The sequence below is a fragment of the Cohnella rhizoplanae genome (genome assembly GCF_948329515.1).
Taxonomy (GTDB): domain Bacteria; phylum Bacillota; class Bacilli; order Paenibacillales; family Paenibacillaceae; genus Cohnella; species Cohnella rhizoplanae.
In genome coordinates this window covers 169,370-194,831 of record NZ_CAOJCN010000007.1, presented here as the reverse complement: position 1 = coordinate 194,831, position 25,462 = coordinate 169,370, and the positions used below count along the sequence as shown (strand labels likewise).

General features: G+C 61.8%; 26 protein-coding genes. 16 read left to right on the top strand and 10 right to left on the bottom strand.

What is annotated here, in order from left to right; all coding sequences use genetic code 11:
• Positions 1 to 43: 43 nt before the first annotated feature.
• From PQG80_RS13540 to PQG80_RS13525, 4 genes are all read left to right on the top strand, one after another.
• Positions 44 to 2,116 (top strand): alpha-amylase family protein, encoded by a 2,073-nt coding sequence (locus tag PQG80_RS13540; RefSeq protein WP_271751890.1) that lies wholly within the window; start codon positions 44 to 46, stop codon positions 2,114 to 2,116.
• 88 nt (positions 2,117 to 2,204) lie between these two features.
• Positions 2,205 to 2,699: a DinB family protein gene (locus tag PQG80_RS13535; RefSeq protein ID WP_271751889.1), complete on the top strand. Its 495-nt coding sequence runs from the start codon at positions 2,205 to 2,207 to the stop codon at positions 2,697 to 2,699.
• A gap of 129 nt (positions 2,700 to 2,828) precedes the next feature.
• Positions 2,829 to 4,178 (top strand): glucose-6-phosphate isomerase, encoded by a 1,350-nt coding sequence (locus PQG80_RS13530; protein WP_271751888.1) that lies wholly within the window; start codon positions 2,829 to 2,831, stop codon positions 4,176 to 4,178.
• Positions 4,179 to 4,740: 562 nt separating this feature from the next.
• Complete coding sequence (locus PQG80_RS13525) at positions 4,741 to 5,376, top strand: YigZ family protein (RefSeq protein WP_271751940.1); 636 nt, start codon at positions 4,741 to 4,743, stop codon at positions 5,374 to 5,376.
• A gap of 27 nt (positions 5,377 to 5,403) precedes the next feature.
• On the opposite strand, the gene PQG80_RS13520 is transcribed toward PQG80_RS13525, so the two are convergent.
• Complete coding sequence (locus PQG80_RS13520) at positions 5,404 to 5,805, bottom strand: secondary thiamine-phosphate synthase enzyme YjbQ (protein WP_271751887.1); 402 nt, start codon at positions 5,803 to 5,805, stop codon at positions 5,404 to 5,406.
• A 174-nt stretch (positions 5,806 to 5,979) separates the two neighbouring features.
• On the opposite strand from PQG80_RS13520, the gene cysT reads away from it, so the two are divergent.
• The 4 genes from cysT to PQG80_RS13500 all read left to right on the top strand — a co-directional run bounded on the left by cysT (position 5,980) and on the right by PQG80_RS13500 (position 9,830).
• Positions 5,980 to 6,783: a sulfate ABC transporter permease subunit CysT gene (gene cysT / locus PQG80_RS13515; RefSeq protein ID WP_432432754.1), complete on the top strand. Its 804-nt coding sequence runs from the start codon at positions 5,980 to 5,982 to the stop codon at positions 6,781 to 6,783.
• A gap of 2 nt (positions 6,784 to 6,785) precedes the next feature.
• The gene (locus PQG80_RS13510) at positions 6,786 to 7,583 is read left to right on the top strand and encodes a sulfate ABC transporter permease subunit (RefSeq protein ID WP_271751939.1); all 798 of its coding nucleotides are present in this window, start codon (positions 6,786 to 6,788) and stop codon (positions 7,581 to 7,583) included.
• A 1-nt stretch (position 7,584) separates the two neighbouring features.
• Entirely contained in the window at positions 7,585 to 8,652 is a 1,068-nt protein-coding gene (locus PQG80_RS13505) for a sulfate/molybdate ABC transporter ATP-binding protein (RefSeq protein WP_271751885.1), read from the top strand.
• A 167-nt stretch (positions 8,653 to 8,819) separates the two neighbouring features.
• The gene (locus tag PQG80_RS13500) at positions 8,820 to 9,830 is read left to right on the top strand and encodes a sulfate ABC transporter substrate-binding protein (protein ID WP_271751938.1); all 1,011 of its coding nucleotides are present in this window, start codon (positions 8,820 to 8,822) and stop codon (positions 9,828 to 9,830) included.
• A 119-nt stretch (positions 9,831 to 9,949) separates the two neighbouring features.
• Here the strand turns inward: PQG80_RS13500 and PQG80_RS13495 are convergent, their stop codons facing one another.
• A complete protein-coding gene (locus PQG80_RS13495; protein WP_271751884.1) occupies positions 9,950 to 10,108 on the bottom strand; it encodes a hypothetical protein in 159 nt (52 codons plus the stop codon).
• 137 nt (positions 10,109 to 10,245) lie between these two features.
• On the opposite strand from PQG80_RS13495, the gene PQG80_RS13490 reads away from it, so the two are divergent.
• Positions 10,246 to 10,605, top strand: coding sequence for a helix-turn-helix domain-containing protein (locus PQG80_RS13490; RefSeq protein WP_334219820.1), 360 nt, complete (start codon positions 10,246 to 10,248; stop codon positions 10,603 to 10,605).
• An 87-nt stretch (positions 10,606 to 10,692) separates the two neighbouring features.
• Here PQG80_RS13490 and PQG80_RS13485 read toward each other — a convergent pair whose 3' ends face one another.
• Entirely contained in the window at positions 10,693 to 11,496 is an 804-nt protein-coding gene (locus tag PQG80_RS13485; protein WP_271751883.1) for a Cof-type HAD-IIB family hydrolase, read from the bottom strand.
• A gap of 224 nt (positions 11,497 to 11,720) precedes the next feature.
• On the opposite strand from PQG80_RS13485, the gene PQG80_RS13480 reads away from it, so the two are divergent.
• The 4 genes from PQG80_RS13480 to mgrA all read left to right on the top strand — a co-directional run bounded on the left by PQG80_RS13480 (position 11,721) and on the right by mgrA (position 17,234).
• Entirely contained in the window at positions 11,721 to 12,821 is a 1,101-nt protein-coding gene (locus tag PQG80_RS13480; RefSeq protein WP_271751882.1) for a hypothetical protein, read from the top strand.
• 124 nt (positions 12,822 to 12,945) lie between these two features.
• Positions 12,946 to 14,292 carry a GH1 family beta-glucosidase gene (locus PQG80_RS13475; protein ID WP_271751881.1) on the top strand — a complete coding sequence of 449 codons (1,347 nt, stop codon included), beginning with the start codon at positions 12,946 to 12,948 and terminating at the stop codon, positions 14,290 to 14,292.
• 173 nt (positions 14,293 to 14,465) lie between these two features.
• On the top strand, positions 14,466 to 16,208 hold the full coding sequence (locus tag PQG80_RS13470) for a B12-binding domain-containing radical SAM protein (RefSeq protein ID WP_271751880.1): 1,743 nt from the start codon (positions 14,466 to 14,468) through the stop codon (positions 16,206 to 16,208).
• A 30-nt stretch (positions 16,209 to 16,238) separates the two neighbouring features.
• Positions 16,239 to 17,234, top strand: coding sequence for an L-glyceraldehyde 3-phosphate reductase (mgrA, locus tag PQG80_RS13465; protein ID WP_271751879.1), 996 nt, complete (start codon positions 16,239 to 16,241; stop codon positions 17,232 to 17,234).
• Between the two features lie 77 nt (positions 17,235 to 17,311).
• On the opposite strand, the gene PQG80_RS13460 is transcribed toward mgrA, so the two are convergent.
• Positions 17,312 to 17,941, bottom strand: a complete 630-nt coding sequence (locus PQG80_RS13460) for a TetR/AcrR family transcriptional regulator (RefSeq protein ID WP_271751878.1) — start codon at positions 17,939 to 17,941, stop codon at positions 17,312 to 17,314.
• 151 nt (positions 17,942 to 18,092) lie between these two features.
• Here PQG80_RS13460 and PQG80_RS13455 point away from each other — a divergent pair, with 151 nt between their 5' ends.
• Positions 18,093 to 19,565, top strand: a complete 1,473-nt coding sequence (locus tag PQG80_RS13455) for an MDR family MFS transporter (protein WP_271751877.1) — start codon at positions 18,093 to 18,095, stop codon at positions 19,563 to 19,565.
• A 139-nt stretch (positions 19,566 to 19,704) separates the two neighbouring features.
• Here PQG80_RS13455 and PQG80_RS13450 read toward each other — a convergent pair whose 3' ends face one another.
• From PQG80_RS13450 to mnmL, 6 genes are all read right to left on the bottom strand, one after another.
• A complete protein-coding gene (locus PQG80_RS13450) occupies positions 19,705 to 20,175 on the bottom strand; it encodes a MogA/MoaB family molybdenum cofactor biosynthesis protein (RefSeq protein WP_271751936.1) in 471 nt (156 codons plus the stop codon).
• Between the two features lie 157 nt (positions 20,176 to 20,332).
• Positions 20,333 to 20,815, bottom strand: a complete 483-nt coding sequence (locus tag PQG80_RS13445) for a hypothetical protein (protein ID WP_271751876.1) — start codon at positions 20,813 to 20,815, stop codon at positions 20,333 to 20,335.
• 100 nt (positions 20,816 to 20,915) lie between these two features.
• Positions 20,916 to 21,893 (bottom strand): type I phosphomannose isomerase catalytic subunit, encoded by a 978-nt coding sequence (locus tag PQG80_RS13440; RefSeq protein WP_271751875.1) that lies wholly within the window; start codon positions 21,891 to 21,893, stop codon positions 20,916 to 20,918.
• Positions 21,890 to 22,294, bottom strand: coding sequence for a VOC family protein (locus tag PQG80_RS13435; protein WP_271751874.1), 405 nt, complete (start codon positions 22,292 to 22,294; stop codon positions 21,890 to 21,892). The genes PQG80_RS13440 and PQG80_RS13435 overlap by 4 nt, the downstream gene beginning before the upstream one ends.
• A gap of 18 nt (positions 22,295 to 22,312) precedes the next feature.
• On the bottom strand, positions 22,313 to 22,933 hold the full coding sequence (gene mnmM, locus PQG80_RS13430) for a tRNA 5-(aminomethyl)-2-thiouridylate-methyltransferase MnmM (protein WP_271751873.1): 621 nt from the start codon (positions 22,931 to 22,933) through the stop codon (positions 22,313 to 22,315).
• A gap of 4 nt (positions 22,934 to 22,937) precedes the next feature.
• The gene (gene mnmL / locus PQG80_RS13425) at positions 22,938 to 23,906 is read right to left on the bottom strand and encodes a tRNA modification radical SAM protein MnmL/YtqA (protein ID WP_271751872.1); all 969 of its coding nucleotides are present in this window, start codon (positions 23,904 to 23,906) and stop codon (positions 22,938 to 22,940) included.
• 319 nt (positions 23,907 to 24,225) lie between these two features.
• Between mnmL and PQG80_RS13420 the strand changes: the two genes are divergently transcribed.
• Together PQG80_RS13420 and PQG80_RS13415 are read left to right on the top strand one after the other, a co-directional pair.
• Positions 24,226 to 24,414, top strand: a complete 189-nt coding sequence (locus PQG80_RS13420) for a hypothetical protein (protein WP_271751935.1) — start codon at positions 24,226 to 24,228, stop codon at positions 24,412 to 24,414.
• A 159-nt stretch (positions 24,415 to 24,573) separates the two neighbouring features.
• Positions 24,574 to 25,404, top strand: a complete 831-nt coding sequence (locus PQG80_RS13415) for an MBL fold metallo-hydrolase (protein ID WP_271751871.1) — start codon at positions 24,574 to 24,576, stop codon at positions 25,402 to 25,404.
• The last annotated feature ends 58 nt before the right edge of the window (positions 25,405 to 25,462 follow it).

The window sequence follows — 25,462 nt, the reverse complement described above, 5'->3', positions numbered from 1 at the left end:
CAGCGATGCCGCTCCTCTTCTTCGTCCGGACGGAGGAACGATCATGAAAAGCTGGATCATCGAGAACGACGGCGCGCGGTTCGTCGCCGACAACGGCATCATGCGGATCGAAAACGATCTTGTGCGCGGGACGACCGCTTATAAATGGAAGGACGGCGCGGGCGTTCTGGATACGCACGCCGAGACGCTGTACCGCGATAGGACGTGGCGCACGACGCATTGCGCGAGCCATATCCTGCTGCCGGCTTCCGTGTCCGCAGACTTGCGGGAGACGGGCGGAGGCACGCTGGCCTGGACGATCGAGCATCGCGGCGCGGACGCAGACGCGCCCGTGCTGAGGCAGCGCTTCGTCCTGACGGAGGGACGGTCCTACGCGCTGACCGAGCTGGCCGCTTCGCGCGACGCGTCCTGGTCGACGCGGGAGATCAGCCCGCTGTGCGCGCTGCGCAACGACGGCTCCGTGCTGTCGTTCGGAGAAGCGGCCGAATCCCGCGCCGAAGACAAGGAGCTGCGGGTGCTGTTCGTGCCGTTCGACAACGATAAATGGGTCCGGTACGCGGCGCATCCGATCCCCTGCGACGTGGAGAGCTACGAGGTCACCTCGGTTTACCATCCCGCCAGCCGTCATGGATTCGTCTTCGGCTCGGTCGCCCACGACCGGTGGAAGACCGGCATCCAGGCTTCGGGGACGTTCGCCGGCGAGCTGGCCCGTCTGCGGGTCTACGGCGGGGCGGCCGGGCTGCATACCCGCGATACGCTGAAGCATGGCGCAGTCACGGGGCGCGAGATCCGCTCGCCGCTCGTCTTCGTCGGCAAGTTCGACGATTACCGGGAAGGACTCGAGGCGTACGGACGGGCGAACGCGGAGATCGCGCCCGCGCTGCCTTGGGAGGGCGGCGTCCCCTTCGGGTGGAACAGCTGGTCCGCCGTCATGGACAAGCTGGACGCCGACGTCTACATGCGCGTCTCCGACTTCATCGGCGAGGCGCTTCAGCAGGGCGGCGCGCTGCGCGAGGACGACGCCGTGTTCGTGAACTTCGACGCATTCTGGAATCATCTGACCGAAGCGGAATTGCAGGCTTGCGTCGAGCGCGTCCTCGCGAACGGGCAGCGTCCCGGCATTTACGCGACGCCGTTCGCGTACTGGGGCCGCGATCCGGAGAAGCCCGTCGAGGGCTTCGATGGCGTCGTCTACCGGGAGCTGCTGCTTAAGGACGAGGCGGGGGCGCTCCTGCCGACGCTCGACGGCGCCTACGCGATGGACCCGACCCATCCGCTCGTCGTGGAGTCGATCCGCAAGCAGCTGGCGCGGTTCGTCGCCGCCGGCTTTAGCTACGTCAAACTCGATTTCCTGACGCATGGCGCGATGGAGGGCAAGCATTATTTGGACGAAATCGAGACCGGCATCCAGGCGTACAATTACGGCATGTCCGTCGTACGGGACGCGCTCGACCCGGCGCGGATCGGACGCCCGTTCTTCATCAACCTGTCGATCGCGCCGCTGTTCCCGCATGGTTACGCGCATAGCCGGCGGATTTCCTGCGACGCGTTCGGCCTGATCGGCGACACGGAATACATGCTGAACGCGCTTACGTCGGCTTGGTGGGTCAACGATACGCTGTACACGTTCAACGACCCCGACCATACCGTGCTCTACAAGAGCCACAATCAGCGAGAGACGTCCGAGAACGAGGGACGGAGCCGGCTGCACGCCTCGGTCATCGCGGGCACCTCGCTGCTGCTCGGAGACGACTACCGCATTCCCGAAGCGGCCGCCAGGGCCCGGGACTGGCTTGCCGGGGGCGGCGCCGTCGCGCTGGCGCGCAAGGGCAGGACGTTCGTGCCGGTGGACGGCACGGCAGGCTCCGGCGCGGCGGACGTATTCACGCTGCGGACCGACGAAGGGCTCTGGGTCGCCTGCTTTAATTATGACGCAGAGCGCTCCGCGAAGCGGACGATCGGCTGGAACCGGCTGTCCCTGGGCCGCGCCGACGTATCGCGCGCGCTTAATCTGGAAGGCGCCGAAGCCTCCGGCGTCAAGCTCGGGGAGGACGCGATCGAGCTCGAGCTTGGCGCAGCCGCGTCAGCCGTGTTCCTGCTCGCAGCGAATCCCTGATCGTTTACGGATTCTCCCCGCCTGGGTAGATTGTAACCATCATCGGTTAATCGCTTAGGTTAAAATCCAACAGCGAAGGAGAATGAACGTGAGCAAACGCGAGCTGCTTCTCGACAGCTATGATCATGGTTACGACCAGGAGGACTGGTTTCCGCCGCTTAAGGATGCGCTGGACGGCGTATCGGAGGCGCAAGCGGACTGGAAGCCCGAAGGCGCCGCAGTGAATTCGATCCGCCAGAACGCGCATCATATACTCTTCTATAAGCTGAGGCTGCTCCGCGCGCTCCGCGGAGAGCCTCAGCCGCCGGCCGAAGAGAAGCTGAGCAACGACGATACGTTCGAAGCCGCCGCGCTGGGAGATCCCTCCTGGGCGGACGCGGTACGGCGGCTCGCGGAGGCGCATGCCGCCGTACGCGAGGAGCTGGCACGCCGCGACGACATGGCGCTCGAGCAGCCCATTCCAGAATCGAAGGCCTGGTCCTATGCCAACAGCATTATCCGCCACGATGCCTACCATCTCGGCCAGATCATCCAGTTGCGCAAGCTGCAGGGCTCCTGGCCGGCGCGGCGGTCGTTCGAATAGCCGCGCATGATCGCGTATGGCCCCTTTTCGGCCCGGGTCCGTTTGCTTGTACCGAAGGCGAAATTTGGTTATTCTAAAGCTACGTGCCTACCGGACGCGAACCAAGGAACCTGAAAGGGGCAATACGCAATGGCCAAAAACATTTCCCTCGACTACTCCAAAGCGCTGCAGTTCATCGGGCAGCACGAGATCGACTATCTGGCGCCGGCGGTGAAGCTCGCGCACGAGCAGCTGCACAACGGCACGGGTACGGGCTCCGACTACTTGGGTTGGATCAACCTTCCCTTCGACTACGACAAGGCGGAATTCGCCCGCATCCAGGCCGCGGCCAAGCAGATTCAATCCGACTCCGAGGCGCTCGTCGTCATCGGCATCGGCGGCTCTTACCTGGGCGCCCGCGCGGCGATCGAGATGCTCTCGCATTCCTTTTACAACACGTTGTCCAAAGATCAGCGCAAGACGCCGCAGATCTTCTTCGCGGGCAACAACATCAGCTCGACGTACGTGACGCACCTGCTGCAGGCGCTGGAGGGCAAGGACTGGTCGATCAACGTCATCTCCAAGTCGGGCACGACGACCGAGCCGGCGATCGCCTTCCGCATCTTCCGCGAAGCGCTCGAGGCCAAGTACGGCAAGGAAGCCGCCAAGAAGCGCATCTATGCCACGACGGACAAGGCGCGCGGCGCGCTCAAGACGCTGGCCAACGCCGAAGGCTACGAGTCCTTCGTCATCCCCGACGACGTCGGCGGGCGCTACTCCGTATTGACCGCAGTCGGCTTGCTGCCGATCGCGGCGGCCGGCATCGACATCGAGTCGATCATGAAGGGCGCGCAGGACGCGGCCACGGCGCTGAACAATCCGAATCTCGCGGAGAATCCGGCGTACCAGTACGCCGCTATTCGCAACGCGCTGTACCGCAAGGGCAAGACGGTCGAGATTCTCGTCAATTACGAGCCGAGCCTGCACTTCGTATCGGAGTGGTGGAAGCAGCTGTACGGCGAGAGCGAGGGCAAGGATTACAAGGGCATCTACCCGGCCTCCGTCGACTTCTCCACGGATCTCCACTCGATGGGGCAGTTCATTCAGGAAGGCAACCGGATCATCTTCGAAACCGTGCTGCAGGTCGGAGAAGTGTCCGAACAGATCGAGATCAAGAGCGACGCGGACAACCTGGACGGTCTCAACTTCCTGACGGGCAAGACGCTCGACTTCGTCAACAAAAAGGCGTTCGAAGGCACGATCCTGGCGCATACGGACGGCCACGTGCCGAACCTCGTCGTCCAGCTGCCGGACCTGACGCCGCACAGCTTCGGCCAGCTCGTCTACTTCTTCGAGATCGCCTGCGGCGTCAGCGGCTACCTGCTCGGCGTCAATCCGTTCGACCAGCCGGGCGTCGAGGCGTACAAGGTCAACATGTTCGCGCTGCTCGGCAAACCCGGCTTCGAGGAGAAGAAAAAAGAGCTCGAAGCCCGGCTGTAAGCGCAATTCAGCATCGCGATATAGCTAAATTTGAATGTGGAGCCATCCCGAAGGCCGTATCGCCGGCCTCGGGGTGGCTTCTTCACGTTGGCGGCGCCCGGCAGCGGCCAAGTGCTGTCGAGCGACAGCACTTTGTGCACAGCGGCGCCCGGCAGCGGCCAAGTGCTGTCGAGCGACAGCACTTTGTGCACAGCGGCGCCCGGCGCCAGCCAAGTGCTGTCGAGAGACAGCACTTTGTGCACAGCGGCGCCCGGCAGCGGCCAAGTGCTGTCGAGCGACAGCACTTTGTGCACAGCGGCGCCCGGCAACGGCCAAGTGCTATCGAGCGACAGCACTTTGTGCACAGCGGCGCCCGGCAACGGCCAAGTGCTATCGAGCGACAGCACTTTGTGCACAGCGGCGCCCAGCGCCCGGCAACTAAGATGAGCGAGGATTACCACGCCTCATTAAGGTTCTCTTTGAATCGCCTTCGGATCGCTACCCGGAGGCGGTTTTTCGTTGTCATTTTCGCGTGTTAAACTAGATGGAAGAATTCGAGGAGAAGCAGAAGGGAAGGCAAATGATGCTCGCGCGATACGCTACCGTTGCCGGCTACGGCGAACAAGAGATCGTGATCAAAAAATCGCGCTTCATCGGCCATGCCAGGCCGGCGGAGAGCGAGGAAGAGGCGGTCGCCTTCATCGAGGAGATCAAGAAGCGGCACTGGAACGCGACGCACAACTGCTCCGCGTATTCGATCGGGGAGCGCGACCAGTATCAAAAGGCGTTGGACGACGGCGAGCCGAGCGGCACGGCGGGCCGGCCGATCCTGGAGGTCATCAAAAACCGCGGGATGAAAAACACGGTGGTCGTGGTTACGCGTTACTTCGGCGGCATCATGCTGGGAGCGGGCGGCCTCGTCCGCGCCTATACGGACGGCGCCGTGGCAGGCATCGACGCGGCCGGACCGATCGTGCGCGTGCTTCATCGGGAGATCGCGGTCGACGTCGATTATACCTGGTACGGGAAACTGGAGAACGAGCTTCGCGGACGCGGCGTCCGGGTAGGCGACGTCGCGTTCACGGACCGGGTGCGCGTGCTCTGCCTGCCCGAGGAGCCGGAGGCGGAGCGGTTCGAGGCCTGGATGACCGATCTGACTCAGGGCCAAGGCGTCGTGACGCGCGGCGAAGCGCGCTATTTTACGGCTGCCCAAGCTTGAGCGGGCGGGACGAGACGGCCCGTCGCGTCAGCCTTCGACGACTTTGACGTAGTATTCGCGGTCCCGCGGTCCGTCGAATTCGCAGAAGTAGACGCCTTGCCAGCGTCCGAGCAGCAGCTTGCCGCCGCTCACGACGATCGTCTGCGACGTCCCCGTAGTGATCGCCTTGAGGTGGGACGCCGTGTTGCCCTCGCCATGGCGATATTTCGGGTGGGTCCACGGGTAGACTTCGTCCAGCCTCATTAATACGTCCCGCTTCACATCGGGATCCGCGTTCTCGTTGATGGCGATGCCCGCGGTCGTATGCGGGCAATATACGATCGCCAAGCCTTCCTGGACGCCGGAACGGGCGATCAGGGCGGCCGTCTGCCGGGTGATATCGACGATCTCGTCCCGCGCGGACGTACGGAGTTTTTCATTATACAGCATGCATGAATGCCTCCTTTTCGTAAGCGATGCGGTTACCGCTCTCTATCTGAAAAAATACCGAATTGTCGTTGACGAATCAAGGGCCGATCTGCTACATTAGCAATACCAACTAATTTAATAGGAATTGTGGAGAGGCATCGATGCCCATCCTGGAGGTTCGCATACGTGACCAACATGCTGCAGAGCCGATGGTGGAGCTGGGGATTTCGCAGCACCGTCATGCTTTATTTTGTCGTTCTTATCGTTTGTCCCATCGCGGGCATCTACGTCCAGTCGTTCTCGGGCGGCATTCAGGCCTTCGCGGATAACATCGGAGAGGCGCTCGCCTGGAAGTCGGTCCTGCTCACCGTCAAGCTGGCGCTGATCTCTACCGCGATCAACGCCGCAATCGGCACGATGTCGGCTTGGGTGCTGGTCAGATACCGCTTTCCCGGCCGCAGCTTGCTCAACAGCCTGGTCGATCTGCCGTTCGCGCTGCCGACCGCCGTCATCGGCCTGATGATCCTGCTGCTGCTCGGACCGCGCAGCTGGATCGGCAGCGGCGCCGAGTCGCTGGGCACGACGATTCTGTTCCATGAGCCGGCGATCGTCGTCGCGATGGTATTCGTCACGTTCCCGTTCGTCATCCGCGCCGTTCAGCCGCTGCTCGAGGAGCTCGACGCCTCCGAGGAGGAGGCTGCCTACACGATGGGTGCCTCCCGGAAGCGGACGTTCATGCGCGTCATCCTGCCCTGCATGATGCCGGGCATCGTGAGCGGCGCCATGCTGGCATTCTCCCGGGCGCTCGCCGAGTTCGGCGCCGTCGTCCTCGTAGCGGGCAATATTCCCGGCCGCACGCTGGTCGCCTCCGTCTACATTTTCGGCGAGATCGAGAGCGACAATCCGGCGGGCGCCGCCGCCGTATCGGTGCTGCTGCTGACCCTGTCCTTGCTCATTCTCTGGACGGTTAATCTCGTTCGGAGGAGGCGGGCAAGATGACGATGAGGAGATTATGGATCGGTCTGACGACGCTAGTCTTCGCGGTGCTGCTCGTCGTACCTCTTCTGCGGATCGTGCAGGGCGCTTTCGACCAAGGCTGGGACGGATTTTCAGCGGGCGTGACGCGGCCCGAGGCGCTGCACGCGCTGATGATGACGGGTATTATCGCCGTCTCGGTCACGATCGTGAATACGATTTTCGGCGTATTGCTGTCGTTGTATCTGGTCCGCGCGAGCTGGCTCGGCAAGCGGGTCAAGGCCGTCATGAACGGCATCGTGGATCTGCCGTTCGCCGTCTCGCCCGTCATCGGCGGCCTGATGATCGTCCTGCTGCTGGGACCGGACAGCGCAGCCGGCGCGCTGCTCGGCCGGGCGGGCGTCGACATCGTCTACGCGCTCCCGGGCATGATCCTCGCCACGCTGTTCGTCACGTTTCCGATCGTGATCCGCGAGGTCATGCCGGTCCTGCAGGAGGTCGGCAGCCAGCAAGAGGAGGCCGCCCACATGATGGGGGCGTACGCCTGGACGACATTCTGGCGCGTCACATGGCCGCTGATCCGCTGGAGCGTCGTCTACGGCGTGATTCTGACGGGCGCGCGCTGCCTGGGCGAATTCGGCGCCGTACTGGTCGTGTCGGGCAATATCATCAACAAGACCCAGACCGCGACGACGCTGGTATATCAGGACGTCGAGAACTTCGATCTCACGGCAGCCAACTCGGTCGCGCTGGTGCTCGCCGCCGCATCCGTCTTGCTGCTGCTCGTGATGGAATGGTCCAAATCCCGAAAGGAAGTGCATTGACATGCATGTGGAAGTACGGGGATTAAATAAATCGTTCGGCAGCTTTCAAGCGGTCAAGGACGTGGAATTTAACGTAGCCAAAGGACAGCTTATCGGCTTGCTCGGACCGAGCGGCGGCGGTAAAACATCGATTCTGCGGATGCTCGCGGGTCTTGAGACGCCGGACTCGGGAGATATCGTATTCCACGGACAGCGGGTCAACGACCTGCCGCCGCAGGAGCGGGGCATCGGCTTCGTCTTCCAGAACTATGCGCTGTTCAAGCATATGACGGTCAGCGAGAACATCGCCTTCGGCCTCGAGGTCAAGAAATGGAACAAGGCCAAGATCAAGGAACGCGTCGCAGACTTGACCGAGCTGACCGGTCTCAAGGGCTTCGAATCCCGCTACCCGCACCAGCTGTCCGGCGGCCAGCGCCAGCGCGTGGCGTTCGCGCGGGCGCTCGCGCCGGAGCCGCAGCTGCTGCTGCTCGACGAGCCGTTCGCCGCGATCGATGCCAAGATCAGGCACGAGCTGCGCTCCTGGCTGCGCGAGATGATCGACCGTCTCGGCATTACTTCGATCTTCGTCACGCACGACCAGGACGAGGCGATCGAGGTCGCGGACGAGATCATGATCATCAACAAAGGCAATCTCGAGCAGAAGGGATCGCCTTGGGAGATCTACAAAGACCCGAAGACGCCTTTCGTCGCGGGCTTCATCGGAGAGTCGCGGATCGTGGACAACATCGCGGCGCTGCGCGGCTTCGGAGACGCGGCCGTAGCCGCGGGCACCAAGGGCTTGATCCGGCCGGAATATATCGAGATCGGCCGGAAGGAGGAATTCACCCAGCTGCTGTCGGCCACCGAGACCGGGCGCGTCAGCCACATCCACTTCAGGGGGAGCGAATGGCTCGTCGAGGTGGAGGTCGGAGGCATTAAGCTGGTGACCTACCGTTCGCTGGAGAAGGAAGTGCTGCATCCCGGCGACGAGGTGCAGGTATTGGTACACCGGGCTTACTTGTTCAACGACAGCCAGAGCTGGGTCATGGAGAACAAGCTGAAGGCGGACCCGATGTTCGTATATATCTGAAGCAGGCGCCGGCAGTCCGCGAGGACTGCCGCTCGCTTGCATAAGCGGGAGCCTGCGGAGGCACCGCCGGGAGGTTGGCGAACTTGAACAGCAACAGGTTGAACGGGCGGCGCGGCAGGGTCCGCCTGCTGAGCGGATGGCTGCTGGCCGCTGCGCTCGGCGTCTCGATGGCAGGCTGCGGAGGCGCGCCGTCGGCTAACGGTCCGGCAGACGGGGGAGGGACCGCATCGCAGGAATCGGGGACGGCCACGCTGGTCGTCGGCGCTTACTCGGTCGCGAAGGATGCGCTGCAGGAGATTCTGCCGTCCTTTGCCAAGGCGTGGGAGGCCAAGACGGGGCAGAAGCTTCGCTTCCAGGAGTCCTACGAGGCGTCCGGCACGCAGGCGAGATCGATCGTCGGCGGCTTCAAGGCCGACGTCGCCGTCCTCTCGCTCGAAGGCGACATGGACAAGATCGTCAAGGCCGGGCTCATGAGCGAGGATTGGAAGAAGACGGAGACCGGCGGCATGATCACGCGTTCGGTCGTCGTGCTGGGCACGCGGGAAGGCAATCCGCTCGGCATCGCCGGGTTCGCGGATCTGGCCAGACCGGGCGTGAGGGTCTTGTTCCCCAATCCCAAGGTATCGGGCGGCGCGCAGTGGGACATCAACGCGATCTACGGCGCGGGGTTGAAGCAGTCCGAGCGCGAGTCGGGGCAGCCGGATCCGGCCGCGGCCAAGGCCTTCCTCGCGGACGTATACAAAAACGTCGAGTCGATGGACAAGAGCGGCCGCGCCTCGATGGCGGCGTTCGAATACGGCGTCGGCGACGTGATCGTCACGTACGAGAACGAGCTGCTCGCGCGCGTGGCGCAGGGCGTGCGCTATGAGATCGTGACGCCGGACGACACCATCCTGATCGAGAATCCGGCGGGCGTCGTCGGCGTCAATGCGGACGCGCACGGCGTACGCGAAGCCGCCGACGCGCTGGTGTCGTATATGAGCGGGGCGGAGGCGCAGGCGGTGTTCGCCGAGCATGGGTTCAGGCCCGTGAGCGAAGAGGTGGCAGGCCGTTATGAGGACCGGTACCGGACGCCGTCCGGGCTGTTCGACATCGGCTACCTCGGCGGATGGGACCGGGTTCGCAGCGAGCTCTACGGCAAACGCGGCGTGTGGTACCAAGTGCTGGCCGGCAAATGAAAATAAAATGAAGTGGTCGAAGGCGCTGATCGCCTTCGACCTCTTTGGGCTAAGGTAGCCCGAATACGCATCCTATCCATCAACCGTGAGGGCACCGGCCCTGACGGTTTATTGTTGTCCTATTCCCCTTCTTCGCGCTCGCGGTCCCGCTCCGCTCTTCGCTTGACGCGCTCGCTGCGCACGAGAAATCCCACCAGCACGAGTATGACCGATAGGCTGACGATCCAATAATACAAAGGGTAAGGCTGATCATGAATAAAAATGAACGTTCCCTCCATTGAAGTAACTTCATATAACGTTTTTATATTAAATAAAAAATGTCAAAATTGCAAGTTAAAACTTGATTTATATGCAAGTTAGGCCGGCGCCCATTTCAAATCTCTTATACTGAAGCAAAAAGCGCGGGGTGTAACCGTTGACATTCGGCAAACGCTTGAAGCTAGCCAGACAAGAAAAGCACATGACGCAAAACGAAGTCGCCGGCGCGCTGGGCGTGGACTTCACGACGATCTCCAAATACGAGAATAACCGGTCGCAGCCGGATAACGAGATATTGAGGGAGCTTGCGAGCATCTACGAAGTAACGCTGGATTGGCTGCTGACGGGCGTCGACAAGGAACAGCCGTCCGCGGAGCCGAACCGGTTCGTCATTCAGGGCGCAGAAGAGGCGCTCACGGAGGATGAAGCCGTTTATCTGCAGGAGCAGCTCGAGATGTACCGGCTGCTGCAGGAGAAACGAAAAAGAGAAAAGGACGCCGATCGGCGCAAAACGTAAAAGGCTTCCGCCTCGCTCAGTAAACGAGCTTGCGGAAGCCTTTTGCATGTCCAAACGAATAACGGCGAGCGTGGCGCAGCGTGGAACTTAGGCGTTCAAAATAAACTGATCGACGACTTGCTTCACGCCGTCCTCGTTGTTGCTGGCGGTGATGTAGTCGGCGATCTCGCGCAGCGCCGGAACGGCATTCGCCATGGCGACGCCGAGTCCCGCGGCCTCGATCATCTCGCGGTCGTTCCAGGAGTCGCCGATCGCGATGGTCTCCTCCATCGCGAGCCCGTAATGCTCCGCCAAAAAACGAAGCGCGTGGCCCTTGGTGCCCTCCCGGTGCGTGAATTCCAGGTAGTGCGGCTTGGACTTGGTGATATGAACCTCGGGACCGAGGAGGGCGTGCAGCTCGGGCGCCAGCTCGTCCAGCAGAGCCGGCTCGTCGATGATGAGCAGCTTGGTATGGTTGCCGTCCGGCAGCGCCGACAGATCCGGTTCGACGATATACGGAATATTGGACTGCTTGGCGTAGGCCGCCAGCCTGTCGCCGTTGTCGAAGGAATAGAGCTTGTCGCCGATATAGGTCTGCAGGTGCAACCCGCGCTCGCGCGTGAAGTCGTACAGCTTGCGGACCGCTTCAAGATCGACGGCGCGTTCGTACAGCGTGCGCTCGTCCAGCAGGTTGCGGACCAGGGAGCCTTGATAGGTAATTAACGGCACGTTCAGACCGACCTGCGCGGCCGTCTGCTTGGCGGAGGCGAACATGCGGCCTGTGGCCAGCGTTACGTGCACGCCGCGCGATACGGCCTCGGCCAGCGCGCTTCGCGTCGCCTCCGTCACCTCGAGTTCGTCGTTCAGCAGCGTATCGTCGAGGTCGATCGCGATGAGCCTGTAAGAAGGCATAGCTATTTCTCTCCTTTTGTATGGGCGGACATCATTCCTCGATTGTAACGCATTTGGACGAATCCCTACAATAAGCGACAGAATCGGAAGCCCGTCTCGAATGTATAAAATACCCTCTCCGTGGAACCATTTCCGGGATTGTAGCGTCTAAAAATCGAAGGCTTGCGTGGATTGTTGGGGAATAAACGAACATAAGACCAGACCTTAAGGAGGGATAAGATCCGATGAATGTGACGACGAAACACGGGACGCTGAAAACGGGCAAGCGGCTGGCTGCGTTAGGCGTCGCGCTGCTCTTGGCGGCAGGTCTCACAGCATGCAGCGGCGGCGCGAACGACGGCAAGGCTGGCCCTTCCGCTTCAGCCTCTGAATCCGCCTCGGCCTCCGCTTCGGCGCCGGCACCGTCCGCTAGTGCCGGCGCGAGCGCGACCGCGCCGCCTGCCGGAAGCGGCCCATCCGATCCGGAAGCCGATGCCGCGCTGCTGAAGGCATTCGAAGAGCAGGCCCACTCCGATATGTCCGCCGCCGAGCTGAGCGGCGTGCTGGACGACAAGCTGAAGCAGGCGCAGCCGGAGACAGGCGACGCGCTCGTGCGGACGATGCTCGATTATTACGACCGCAGCCTGCCCGGCATACAGGCAAAGTTTGAGCCCCAGAACGTCCAGGAGGCGCTGCGGAAGCTCGATTGGCCGCCGACGGACGACGGGATCGGCAAGATTGGGGACGAGCAAGTCCGGACGCTCGTTCAAGAAGCGGTAAGCGGCGGCTATAAGCTGGAGACGGCGGAGGGCATGTTTTTTCCGGTCGTAGATTACGGGAAGCTGAAGCGTGCGGACGCGCATGTCACCGCTTCGATGAAGGATTATATCGCGCTGCTGGCCGTCGAATCCGACCAGAAGTCGGCTTCGGACGGGGGACTCGTCATCGAGCGGTCCGAAGTGGCCGCGCGCGCCGCGCAAGCGGAGGCATACGTGGCGAAGCATCCGTCGTCGCCCGAGCGCGATCGGGCCGAGGATTTGTTCGCGACGCGGTATATTCCTTTTCTGCTGATGGGTCTGAGCAATACGCCCGTATTCGACTACGATACGTTTAAGATCGACCCGGAAGCCAAGGCCGCGCAGCAGCGGGCGATCGCCGATCATCCGGGCACCGTCACGGCGAGGCTGACGCAGGAATTCCTCGACCTGATGAATAAGACGGGCGGCGCGGTATACAAAAAGGGCTCAGGCGGGGAGCAGATCGACATTCCCGAGGTCAAGTCGTTCTACGACGGCCTGGAGAACCATGCGCGCGAACTGCTGAATGAGGCCAATCCGAATAAATAAGCGCCAATATCGCACAGCATAGCGTATGGGCGTTAGCCGCGTTTTTCGTATAAAATAGAGATGGAAAACGTTTTACATGACGCGAACGAACGCAGTGCGAATATGAAGCGCGGAGGGTTAGGGCATGGCTTCGATTCAATTTCCGAAGGACTTCGTCTGGGGAACGGCTACGGCTTCCTATCAGATCGAAGGGGCTTATAACGAAGACGGACGGGGAATGTCGATCTGGGACACGTTCTCCCGCACGCCGGGCAAGGTCGTAAACGGAGACACGGGCGACGTAGCTTGCGACAGCTACCATCGTTACGAGGAAGACATCGAGCTGCTCAAAAATCTGGGCGTCAAGGCTTACCGCTTCTCGATCGCTTGGCCGCGCATTTATCCGGACGGGGACGGCGAGCTGAACCAGCAGGGGCTCGATTACTACGCGAAGGTCATCGACGGCTTGCTGGCAGCCGGCATCGAGCCCTGCGTGACGCTGTACCACTGGGACCTGCCGCAGGCGCTACAGGACAAGGGCGGCTGGGATAACCGCGATACGATCGGGGCGTTCGTCCGATACGCGGAGACGGCCTTCAAGGCTTTCGGCGGCAAGGTCAAGCAGTGGATCACGTTCAACGAAACGTGGTGCGTGTCGTTCCTGTCCAACTATATCGGGGCGCACGCCCCAGGCAACACGGACCTGCAGCTCGCGGTCAACGTCGCGCACAACTGCATGGTCGCGCACGGCGAAGCGGTCAAGACGTTCCGCGCGCTCGGCATTTCCGGCGAGATCGGCACGACGCACAACCTGTACTGGTTCGAGCCGTATACGACCAAGCCGGAGGACGTCGCGGCCGCGCACCGCAATCGCGCGTACAATAACGAATGGTTCATGGACCCGACCTTCAAGGGCGAGTACCCGCAGTTCATGGTCGACTGGTTCAAGGGCAAAGGCGTCGAGGTGCCGATCCGCCCGGGCGATATGGAGACGATCGCGCAGCCGATCGACTTCATCGGCGTTAACTTCTACAGCGGCGGCTTCGGACGATATAAGGAAGGCGAAGGCCTGTTCGACTGCGAGGAAGTGCAGGTCGGCTTCGACAAGACTTATATGGACTGGAACGTGTATCCGGACGGTCTGTACAAAGTGCTGTCGTGGGTGCACGACGAATATGGCGACGTTCCGATCTACATTACCGAGAACGGCGCCTGCTACGAAGACGCGCTGACGCCGGAAGGCAAGGTGCACGACGCGGGGCGCGCCGACTATTTCAAGAAGCATTTTATCCAGTGCCACCGTCTCATCGAGTCCGGCGTGCCGCTCAAGGGGTACTTCGCATGGTCGCTGCTCGACAACTTCGAGTGGGCGGAAGGCTATGCCAAGCGCTTCGGCATCGTATATACCGACTACGAGACCTTGAAGCGTTATCCCAAGGACAGCTACCGTTTCATTCAGGGCGTCATCGCGAACGACGGGTTCGAGGCTTAATCGATCAGCATGCCATGCAAAAGCGGCAGTCCGGGTTGTCCGGGCTGCCGTTTGCATTTACGAGCAGCCGGAAACCGCGATTGCAGCGGCATGGAACATGCCCTCTTTTACACGGCAACGCCAATCCCTTACAATGGAGAGCAGAAGTCAGATCGTAAAAGTGAGGGACAAGCATGAAAGTCGTCCTCGCGACGCTGAACGCCAAATACATCCATACGTCGCTCGCCCTGCGCTGCCTCAAGGCATACAGCCAGGAAGAGTTCCCGATGGACATCGCTGAATATACGATCAAGGACCCGCCGATGGTCATCGCGTCGGATCTGTTCGCACGGAATCCCGACGTCATCGGCTTTTCCTGTTATATCTGGAATATCGAAGAGACGATCACCGTCATTGACATGCTGCGCAAGATCCTGCCGAACGTCACGATCGTCCTGGGCGGGCCAGAGGTCTCCTACGATACGGAGCAGTGGATGCGGCGCCTGCCGGCCGTCGACCATATCATCATGGGCGAAGGCGAGGAGACGCTGCGCGACCTGCTGCGGGAGCTGTCCGGCAGCCGCAAGTTTCACTTCGTCTTCGGGCTCGCGTACCGCAAGGGGGAGGAGATCGTCGTCAACCCCGGCCGCCCGAAGCTGGATCTGGCGACGCTGCCTTCGCCCTACAGGTTCGAGGAGGACGTGCCGAGCCTGGCCAATCGCGTCGTCTACTTCGAGACGAGCCGCGGTTGTCCGTTCAGCTGCCAGTTCTGCCTGTCGAGCATCGAGGTCGGCGTCCGCTACTTCGACATGGACCGGGTGAAGGCCGACATCCTGTACCTCATCGACAGCGGGGCCAAGCTGATCAAGTTCGTGGACCGTACCTTTAACATCAAGCGGGATTACGCGCTCGAGATGTTCCGCTTTTTGATCGAGAACCACCGGGGCTGCGTGTTCCAATTCGAGATCACGGCGGACATTATGCGGCCCGAGGTGCTCGATTATCTGGCGGAGCATGCGCCGGCCGGCGTTTTCCGATTCGAGATCGGCGTCCAGTCGACCAACGACGTGACCAACCTCGCGGTACAGCGGCGCCAGAACTGGAGCAAGCTTGTGCGTACGGTCACGAAGGTCAAGGAGAGCGGCAAGATCGACCAGCATCTCGACCTGATCGCCGGCCTTCCGCATGAGGACTACGACACGTTCCGCAAAACCTTTAACGATGTATTCGAGCTTCGTCCCGAAGAGCTGCAGCTCGGCTTCCTGAAGATGCTGCGGGGGACGGGACTCAGGCAGGATGCCCACAAGTTCGGATACATCTATATGGACAGGGCGCCCTACGAGATGCTCGGCAACGATCTCATGCCGTTCGCGGACATCGTCCGCATCAAGCGCGTGGAGGACGTGCTGGAGAAGTATTGGAACGCGCACCGGATGGACCGGACGATTGAATATTTGGTGCATAAGGCATATCCGTCCCCGTTTGACTTCTTCCAGCGTTTCGGCGACTATTGGGAGGCGCGCGGCTGGCAGCGGATCGGACATCAGCTGGAGGACCTGTTCGTCCGGCTGTGGGCGTTCCTGAAGGACGACGGTCATCCGGCGCTCGACGCCGACGTGACGCTCGGCCTGCTCAAGATCGACTTTTTCCTGCAGCACAAGTACAAGCCACGCAAGATCTGGTGGGAAGACCGGCTGGACAAGGGCGACTGGTCTGCGCGCTTCAAGCGGGCCGCATCCGAGCTGGGCATCGAGGAGCGCGAGCTGGTCAAAAAAGCGGCGCTTGACCGCGTCCCGTTCGATTATGCGGCATGGGAGCGCGAAGGCCGTATCGACCGCTCGCGGGAGACGACGCTCGTCTTCCTGTACGGCGGCGAGGAAGCGCCTGCTCGGCTCGTAACCCTCGGCGGACAGGAACGCATCGCCGCCGGCGGCTAATCATTCATTTGCAGAGGAGCATGGTAACAAATGACGATCTATCAAGCAAGCGACAAGCGCTACGAGACGATGAAGTACAACCGGACCGGACGCAGCGGGCTGAAGCTGCCCGCGATCTCGCTCGGCCTGTGGCACAACTTCGGCAGCGTGGACGCTTACGAGAACGGCCGCGCGATCGCGCGCCGGGCCTTCGACCTGGGCATTACGCACTTCGACCTCGCCAATAATTACGGTCCCGTACCCGGCTCCGCCGAGGAGAACTTCGGCCGGATGCTGGCCTCCGACTTCAAGCCGTACCGCGACGAACTCATCATCTCGTCCAAGGCCGGGTATTACATGTGGCCGGGTCCCTACGGGGAATGGGGCTCTCGCAAATATATCGTGTCCAGTCTCGATCAGAGCCTGAAGCGGATGGGGCTCGAATACGTCGATATCTTCTATCACCACCGTCCGGATCCGGATACGCCGCTCGAAGAGACGATGGGCGCGCTCGACCATCTCGTGCGCTCCGGCAAGGCGCTGTACGTCGGCATCTCCAACTATCGTGCGCCCGAGGCCGCAGAGGCCATTCGTATCCTGAAGGGGCTGGGCACGCCGCTGCTCATCCACCAGCCGCGCTACAGCATGTTCGACCGCTGGGTCGAGGACGGCTTGCTCGATCTGCTGCAGGAGGAGGGCGTCGGTTCCATCGCTTTCTCGCCGCTGGAGCAGGGGCTGCTCACGAACAAGTACCTGGGCGGCATCCCCTCGGACTCTCGCGCCGCTGGCGCCTCCGTGTTCCTGAACGAAGGAAGCATTACCGAGGAACGCATCGCCAAGGTGAAGCAGCTGAACGAGATCGCGTCGTCCCGCGGACAGAGCCTGGCCCAGCTGGCGCTTGCCTGGGTGCTTCGCGGCGGCCGCGTGACGACCGTGCTGATCGGCGCGAGCAAGGTGAGCCAGATCGACGACAACGTGGCGACCGTGAACAATCTCGACTTTTCGGAGGAAGAGTTGAATCGGATCGAAGCCATTCTAAAGGGTTAACGCGATAGTTGCCGGCTGCGTCCAGGAAGGATAGAAGGACTGCTTCGCTTCGCGCGAGGCAGTCCTTCTTTTTTGTTTTATGCGCCGCTATCGTCGATGCTTCTCGCCGAATTCTGCGCGTCCGTCCCGGCGGACTTTAGCGATTGGCGGTTGAAGATCGCCGGATTGAGCAGCTCGCCGATGTAGCGGTCCATCGTCTCCGCGGGCACGTCCGAGCCGTGCTGTACCCACCAGGCGCCGAGGCTCGTGATCGCGCCCGTGTAGAACTCGGCGATAATCTCCGCGGGCACGGGAAACGGGCCGTCCTTGCGCTCGAGCGCCAGCAGATCGTTCTTCATATTGCCCGAGCCGATGCGATGCATGAGACTCTTGACCGAGGTAGACTCCTGATCGGACTTCATCATCGTGCGGAACTGCCGCTGATGGCCGATCCGTTCGAGCAGCTGCATCGGGCGGATCATCCGTTCCTCGACGTCCATCGCCGCCAGCTCCTTGTTCAGCTCCTCGAAGCCTGCGCACAGCAGATGGTACTTATCCTCGAAATGCTTGTAGAACGTGGTCCGGTGCACCATGGCACGCTCGCAGATCTCAGCGACGGTGAGCGATTCGAACGTGCGGCCGGATTGCCCCAGCAGCGCCATCAGCGCGTCCCACAGCAGCTTGCGCGTGCGCCTTACTCGGAGATCGGTCGACCCTTCGCTTTTCATATACATTAAGGCCTCCATTGTAGATTAGACTACAAATATCGCGAAATGGTTCTTGACCGCGGACGGCGAACGCATTGTATAGTAAAGACTAACACTTGTATAAATAAACATACAAGTGTAGACAAAGAGGAACGGATAGGAGGCTTTATCCATGAACGGGGCAACACCGTCGTCCGGAGGGGCGACAATCGATTTAAGCAAGATTCGCAGGGGCCCGATCGTCTTCTCGCTCATTATCGGCGCATTCGTGGCGATACTTAACGAGACGCTGCTGGGGAACGCGCTGCCGGATTTGATGAAGGAGTTCGACGTCGGCGCAACGACGATCCAGTGGCTCAGCACCGCCTACATGCTCGTCATCGGCGTGCTGGTGCCGATCACGGCGCTGCTCCAGCAATGGTTCACGACGAGACAGATGTTCTTGTCCGCCATGACCTTATTTTTCATAGGCACGGCGATCTCGGCCTTCGCGCCGGAATTCGGCGTTTTGCTCTGCGGACGCGTCGTACAAGCTATGGGGACGGGGCTCATGCTTCCCGTGCTCATGAACACCATTCTCGTGATTTTCCCGATCGAAAAGCGGGGGGCCGCGATGGGCCTGATCGGCCTTGTCATCATGTTCGCGCCAGCCATCGGACCGACGCTGTCCGGTCTCATCATAGATGCGCTCGACTGGCGCTGGCTGTTTTATCTGGTGCTTCCGCTCGCGGCGTTCTCCATTATTTTCGCGGCGGCGTTTCTGCGCAACGTAACGGATCTAACTAAGCCTAAGGTCGATATCGTCTCCATCCTGCTGTCGACGCTCGGCTTCGGCGGCATCGTATATGGCTTCAGCAAAGCGGGCGAGAGCGGCTGGGGAGACACCGAGGTCGTCTGGTCGCTCGCCGTCGGCGGAATTTCCCTGCTGCTGTTCATCTGGCGGCAGCTCGTCGTGAAGGAGCCGATTCTGGACCTTCGCGCCTTCAAATACCCGATGTTCAGCCTGGTCACCGTGCTGCTGTTCGTCGTCATGATGACGATGTTTTCCACGATGACCATCCTGCCGATGTTCCTGCAGAGCGCGCTCTTGCTGACCGCCTTCAAGTCGGGCCTGCTGATGCTGCCGGGCAGCATTATCAACGGCATCATGGCGCCGGTATCCGGCAAGCTGTTCGACAAGTTCGGACCGCGCGTGCTCGTCATTCCCGGCTTGGCGCTCACGGCCCTGTCCGTATGGATGTTCACCGGCATCGATACCGACGTCTCCAACGGTTACGTCATCTTCATCCACATCGTCATGCTGATCGGCATCTCGATGGTCATGATGCCGGCGCAGACGACGGGGCTCAACCAGCTGCCGCGTCATCTGTACCCGCACGGCACCGCGATTCTGAACACGCTGCAGCAGGTGTCCGGAGCGATCGGCACGGCGCTGTTCATTAGCATCATGTCCACGGGCTCCAAGGACTACCTCGCGGGCTCGAGCGATCCTACGGCGCCGGCCGAGCAGGTCGCCGGACTGATGGCAGGCCTGCACGACGCCTTCTGGATCGGGTTCATCGTCGCGCTGGTCGCGCTGGTCGTCGGCTTGTTCATCCGCCGCACCAAGCCGCCGGAGGCGCAGGAGACCAAGCAAGTCGCTTAAGTTCTTACAGTCGCTTAAGTTTTTAAATGAAAAAGCATTGCCGTTCGCCGAGTCAAGGCGGAGCGGCAATGCTTTTTTCGTTGTGCGATGTGCGATGTGCGATGTGCGTTAGGGAACCTGTAGGTCGCCGATCAACGCCTTATTTCGGATCGTCCTTGTAAATCTCTCGCATCACGTGTCCAAGCTCCGGCAGGATAAGCCGGGTCATCGCGAGACGCACGGCGCCGGTCGAGCCCGGCATGGAGAATACCGCCGTGCGGCCGATCGTGCCGGCGATGGCCCTGGACAGGATCGCGGCCGTGCCGATGTCCTCCGTGAAGCTCAGCATGCGGAAGATCTCGCCGAAGCCCGGCATTTCCTTGCTCAGCATGCCGGCTACGGCTTCGTACGTCGTATCGCGCGCAGCGATGCCCGTGCCGCCGTTCAGCAGCACCGCCTCGACCGCCGGGTCTTCGGCGGCCGATCGGAGCAGCTCGCGGATGCGATCGTACTCGTCGGCAACGATGCGCGCGGACCGGACTTCATGGCCCCGGCCCTCCAGCAGTTCCCGGATGAGCTGCCCGCTCTTGTCGGTCTCGGACGTGCGCGTGTCCGAGACGGTAATGATCATGCAGGCGACGGAGGCGGGTGCCTCGCGCCGGTGCTGCTCGCTTGGCGTCAAGGGTTCGATGGGATGCAGCCTCCTTTGCGGCGGATAAAAAAACGGCGAACCCGATCGTCGGATGATGGATCCGTTCTATCGGGTTCGCCCTAGCTTGCGGAACATGTTATTCCGGGCGATAAGCCGCCGGATCTTCAGGCGCCTGCAGTCCGTCATCCAAGGCGCGTTCGCGATCGGCGCCGCCCGGTCCGGTGCGGATAAGCCGATCCGCGATGGCCGGCAGCAGGAGGAACAGGGCATAAGCCAGCGTCATCCATACCGTAAACGTGTGGTACTGCCCTTGGTCCAGATCGTACAGCACCTCGTCCCTGTAGAGAAGGACGAAGGCGTCGAGCAGCAGGCCGGTCGCCGCGCCGATGAAGCCGAAGCGGGTGGCAGAGCCGGGGGTTCTGAACAGCCGGAGCCGCACGACGAGCGCCACGCCGAGGATCACGAGCGCCGTCAGCGCCTCCAGGAGGAACAGCGAGGCGCCGAACTGCCGGTCCTCGGCAGCGACGAGCACCCAGTCGCCGAACAGCATGAAAAACAACGTCCCGAGCGCCCACATCGCAACGCCCATCCCGGTCAATATCAGCATTTGTCTCAGCATGCCAAGGATCTTTCCTTTCGCGTCCGCTCGGGGACGCGGGAGTGGTCGGGCAAAGGCCGCAGCACCCACCGTGCGGCGGCTCCATACTAAGCCATGCCGCTTAAGGCAGCTGACTCCGCAGCACGGTCATATCGCCGTCGAGACGGTACGCGCCAAGGCTGGCGGGGAGGAGGAGGCAATCGCCGGCTTTGATGTCCAGGCTGCCGCCGTCCCAGCCGATGGAGCCTTGGCCCTGCACGGCGATCAGGATCACGAAGCTGTCGGACGGCGTGGCCAGTTCCCAGTCGCCTTGGACGACGCCCTTGTCGGTCTCGAAGTACGGCGAGGAGGCGAGTCGCAGCCACTCGCCGGCAGGCGTGCCGGCCGTGGACATGCGGCTTGCGCCGGCGCCCTCGTAATCGGTCACGTTGAGCGAATCCTTGACGTGGAGCTCGCGGGGCTTGCCGTCGAGACCTGGACGGTCGTAGTCGTAGAGACGATAGGTCGTATCCGAGTTCTGCTGGATCTCGGCCACCAGGACGCCCGCGCAGAGGGCGTGGACCGTGCCTGCCGGGATGTAGAACGTATCGCCTGCCTTAACGGACACCACCTGCAGCGTATCCATGATCTTGCCTTCCTCGATCGCCTGGGCCAGCTTCTCGCGCGTCGCGCCCGGCTTGAGGCCGTAGATGATCTTGGCGTCGGGCGCGGCATCGATGACGTACCACATCTCGGTCTTGCCGAGCTCGCCCTTGGGGAGTCCGGCGTAGTGGTCGTTAGGATGCACCTGGACCGAGAGGTCGTCGTTGCAGTCGAGGAGCTTGATCAGCAGCGGGAAGCGGCCGAGTCCCGCGACGGCGCCTTTCGCGCCGAACCACTGCGCGCCGAAACGCTCGCGGATCTCGTCGAGGCCGAGTCCGGCCAGCTCGCCGTTCTGCACGTGCGACACGCCGTTGGGATGGTCGGCGATCATCCAGCCTTCGCCGATATGCCCCGGGGGCACATCGAAGCCGAACTGCTCGAGGGCGCGGCCGCCCCATACGCGTTCTTTGAACTCGGGCTTGAAGTGCAGCGGATAAGGTCTAATCGGTTGGGTCATGCTTGGTTGCCTCCTCTGGTCGATTGGAAAAATTCAAGCGATTCGCCGTCGGGTCCGCGGAAGAAAAAGTAGCGGCTTCCGTTGGGCAGCGTCGTTATCTCGGCATCAAGCCCGTCGACATCCAGCATCGAGACGCGAGAGTACTCGGCTTCGATGTCTTCGACATTGAAGGCGACATGGTGTACGCGTCCCTCGGGGGCAAGCGTCCCGTCGTAGCCTTCGATGAGCTCGAGCTCCGTCTCGCCGGCGCCCGGGAACGACAGGAACGCGAGGCGGATAACGCCGTTGGTATGGGGCAGCGTCTCCGTATGTACGAGTCCGACGGTCTGGGCGTAGAAAGCGATAGAACGCTCCAGGTTGCGGGTCATGATGCCGACGTGCTCGATTTTTCTGACAGCCATAATAGATACAGCCTCCTTTTATTTTTTCTCCAGGGCATACAAATAGGGCGATCCCGGCCGCTTGGGAAAGCGGTACAGCAGCGCCTGGACGGTCTCGTCGGGCAGCGCGGAGATCCAATCGTCCACGGCGGACGCCTCGTCCTGTCCGCCCTGGTGGCCGGGGTAGACGACGACCGTCGCGATGCCGCCGGGCGCCAGCAGGCGCAGGGCGGCGGCAAGCGCGGCCAGCGTCGTGCCCGGCATCGTGATGACCGGTCCGTCGCCGTCCAGCGCGCCGGTGCCGGACCCGCCCGGCAGATAGCCGAGGTTGAACATGATGGCGCTGACCCGTCCGTGCGCCTCCGCCGGCAAGCGGTCCGCCATTTCCTCGTGGCCGGCATGCAGCAGCAGCACCTCGGCAAGCCCGGTGCCTGCCCCATCGCCGCCCGCGCCGCCCGCTTCCAGCAGCCGCTTTTGCGTACGCGCCAGCGCCTCCTCCTGCACGTCGAAGGCGTACACCCGTCCGCCGGGCCCTACGGTCCGGGCCAGGAACAGCGTGTCCACGCCGCCGCCCGCGGTGGCGTCGACCACGGTCGCGCCGGGCGCCGCGCGTTCGGCGACGAGACGCTGGGCCATCGTCAGCACGGAGAGGAAGCCCATGCGCTCACCTTCCCTTCCAGTGCTTACCCTGCCAGCTGCCCCGGCGTACCAGCTCGGCGTCGATGGCGTTCAGCACTTCCCATTTGTTCAGGCTCCACATCGGCCCGATCAAGAGATCGCGCGGCGCGTCGCCCGTCAGGCGGTGGACGATCATCTCGGGCGGCAGCAGCTCGAGCGAATCGACGATCAGCTTCACGTATTCGTCCATCTCGAGGAACCGCAGCAGCCCGTCCCGCCACTGCCGCACCATCGGCGTCTTGCGCATGAGGTGGAGCAGGTGGATCTTGATGCCCTGCACGTCCATCTCCGCCGTCTGCCGCAGCGTCTCCAGCATCATCGCCTCGTCCTCGCCGGGCAGGCCGTAGATGATGTGCGTGCAGACGCGAATGCCCCGCGCGCGCAGGCGGGCGACGGCGTCCAGATAGCATGCCGTGTCGTGCGCGCGATTGATGAGCTGAGACGTGCTCTCGTGCACCGACTGCAGCCCCATCTCGATCCAGAGGTAGGTCCGTTCGTTAAGCTCGGCCAGATAATCGACGACGTCGTCCGGCAGGCAATCGGGACGCGTGGCGATCGAGAGGCCGACGAGTCCGGGCTGCTTCAGGATCTCTTCGTAATACTCCTTCAACGTAGCCAGCGGCGCGTACGTATTCGTATACGCCTGGAAATAGCCGATGTACTTGGCCTCGGGCCACTTGAGATGCTGCCGGTCCCGGATCGTGTTGAACTGGGTGACGAGATCTTGTCTGCGGCTGCCCGCGAAGTCGCCGGACCCGCGCGCGCTGCAGAAGGTGCAGCCGCCCGCAGCGATCGAGCCGTCGCGGTTGGGGCAGGTGAAGCCCGCATCCAGCATGACCTTGAATACCTTGGTGCCGAACTGGCTTCGCATCTCGTGGTTCCAGGTGTGGAATCGCTTGCCGCTCCACTCCGCGTGCCCGGCCCCGGCTTCGATTCTATTATCGATGATCGGCATGATCGATCGCCGCTCCTTGTGCGCTTGAAGTTTTAATGTACGTTCTTTCTATTGTAGCTGAAAAAGCGCCCGCGTACCATTTTCAACGTTGCGTTTGCAGCGGATCCGATTTTCCGATAAAGAAGTTTTGTCGCGAAAATGCCGTTTTCGGGTGTTCGCCCCCTTGCAAAACCTAACATGAACTGTTATATTAAAAGTGCGTCAGATCAATAAATAAATCTGACATAAACCCTGATAAGCTGTTTGTCGGATACAGTCGCACGAGCGCGGATAAGCTAGACCCGAACGTCTTAATTTTAGAAGAAAGCGAGTGAAGCGCATGAACACGTCCGTACGGATTCCGCAAGGCGACGACACGATGAAGGTCGAGCTTACGGTCAAGGAAATAATGGCGCTGGCCGGCATCAAGTTCAACAACAACCACAACGTCGGCACGTCCGCCAAGAAGAAGCTGCAGGAAGCGATCGAGATGCACTACCATATCGAAGAGAACCGTCCGCTGAACTAATCCGCCGCAGACTTTCACATAGACCGCCTGCCCCTACCCGGGGGAAGGCGGTTTTATTTGTTTGCTTGCCCCGCTCCCGGACTTCGTGCGTCGCAGGCTTCTTTGCGGCGGGCCGCGCTTGCCTTATACTGATGCAGACAGGTTTAAGGAGGCGAGCGAATGCTGGCGATAAACGACGGAACGTCGCATGTATTCATGAGCGATCTGTACCGGACGACATCGACCGTCGTCGTAACGGATGCCCATGTGGTCGTGGCGGACCCTTGCTGGCTGCCGCGCGAGGTGGGGGAGATTCGGACGTTCACGGACAGCGTGAAGGGAGACCGCCAGGTCGTGCTGCTGTTCACGCATTCGGATTACGACCATATCATCGGATGGGGAGCTTTCCCCGATGCTGTCGTCGTCGCGAGCGGCAGCTTCGCCCGCAGCCCGGCGTCCGAGCGCGAGCGCAATCTGGAGCAGATACGGGACTTCGACGATCAATACTATTTAAAAAGGGATTACGAGATCGCGTACCCGAAGACGGACCATGCGATGGACGGGGACGGCGCCGAGCTGCCGCTGGGGAACGCGCGGCTCGTATGCTATCAGGCGCCGGGCCATAATGCCGACGGAATGATGACGGTCGTGGAGCCTCACGGCATTCTCATTCTTGGGGACTATCTGTCGGACGCGGAGTTCCCATTTATTTTCCACGACAGCAGACAGTACGAGGAGACGCTGCTCAAGCTGGACGCGATCCTGGAGAGGCATGAGATCAAGCTGTTCGTGCCCGGACACGGGACGCCGACCTCGGATCCGTCGGAGATTCTGTCGAGACGGGACGCGGACCTGCGCTACATCCGAGAGCTGCGCCGTCTTACGGCGGCGGGCGACGAGGCCGGGATCGCGTCGCTTGCAGCGGACGCGCCGTTCCCGCGCCACCAGCGCAAGTATCATCAGGGCAACGCCGACAAGATCAGGCAGGAGCTGGCGGAGGCCGGGCGGTAATAGGCGGTGGCCGGACGGTATAAGGAAACGGAGCGGCCGAAGGCTTTACAAAGCCGGT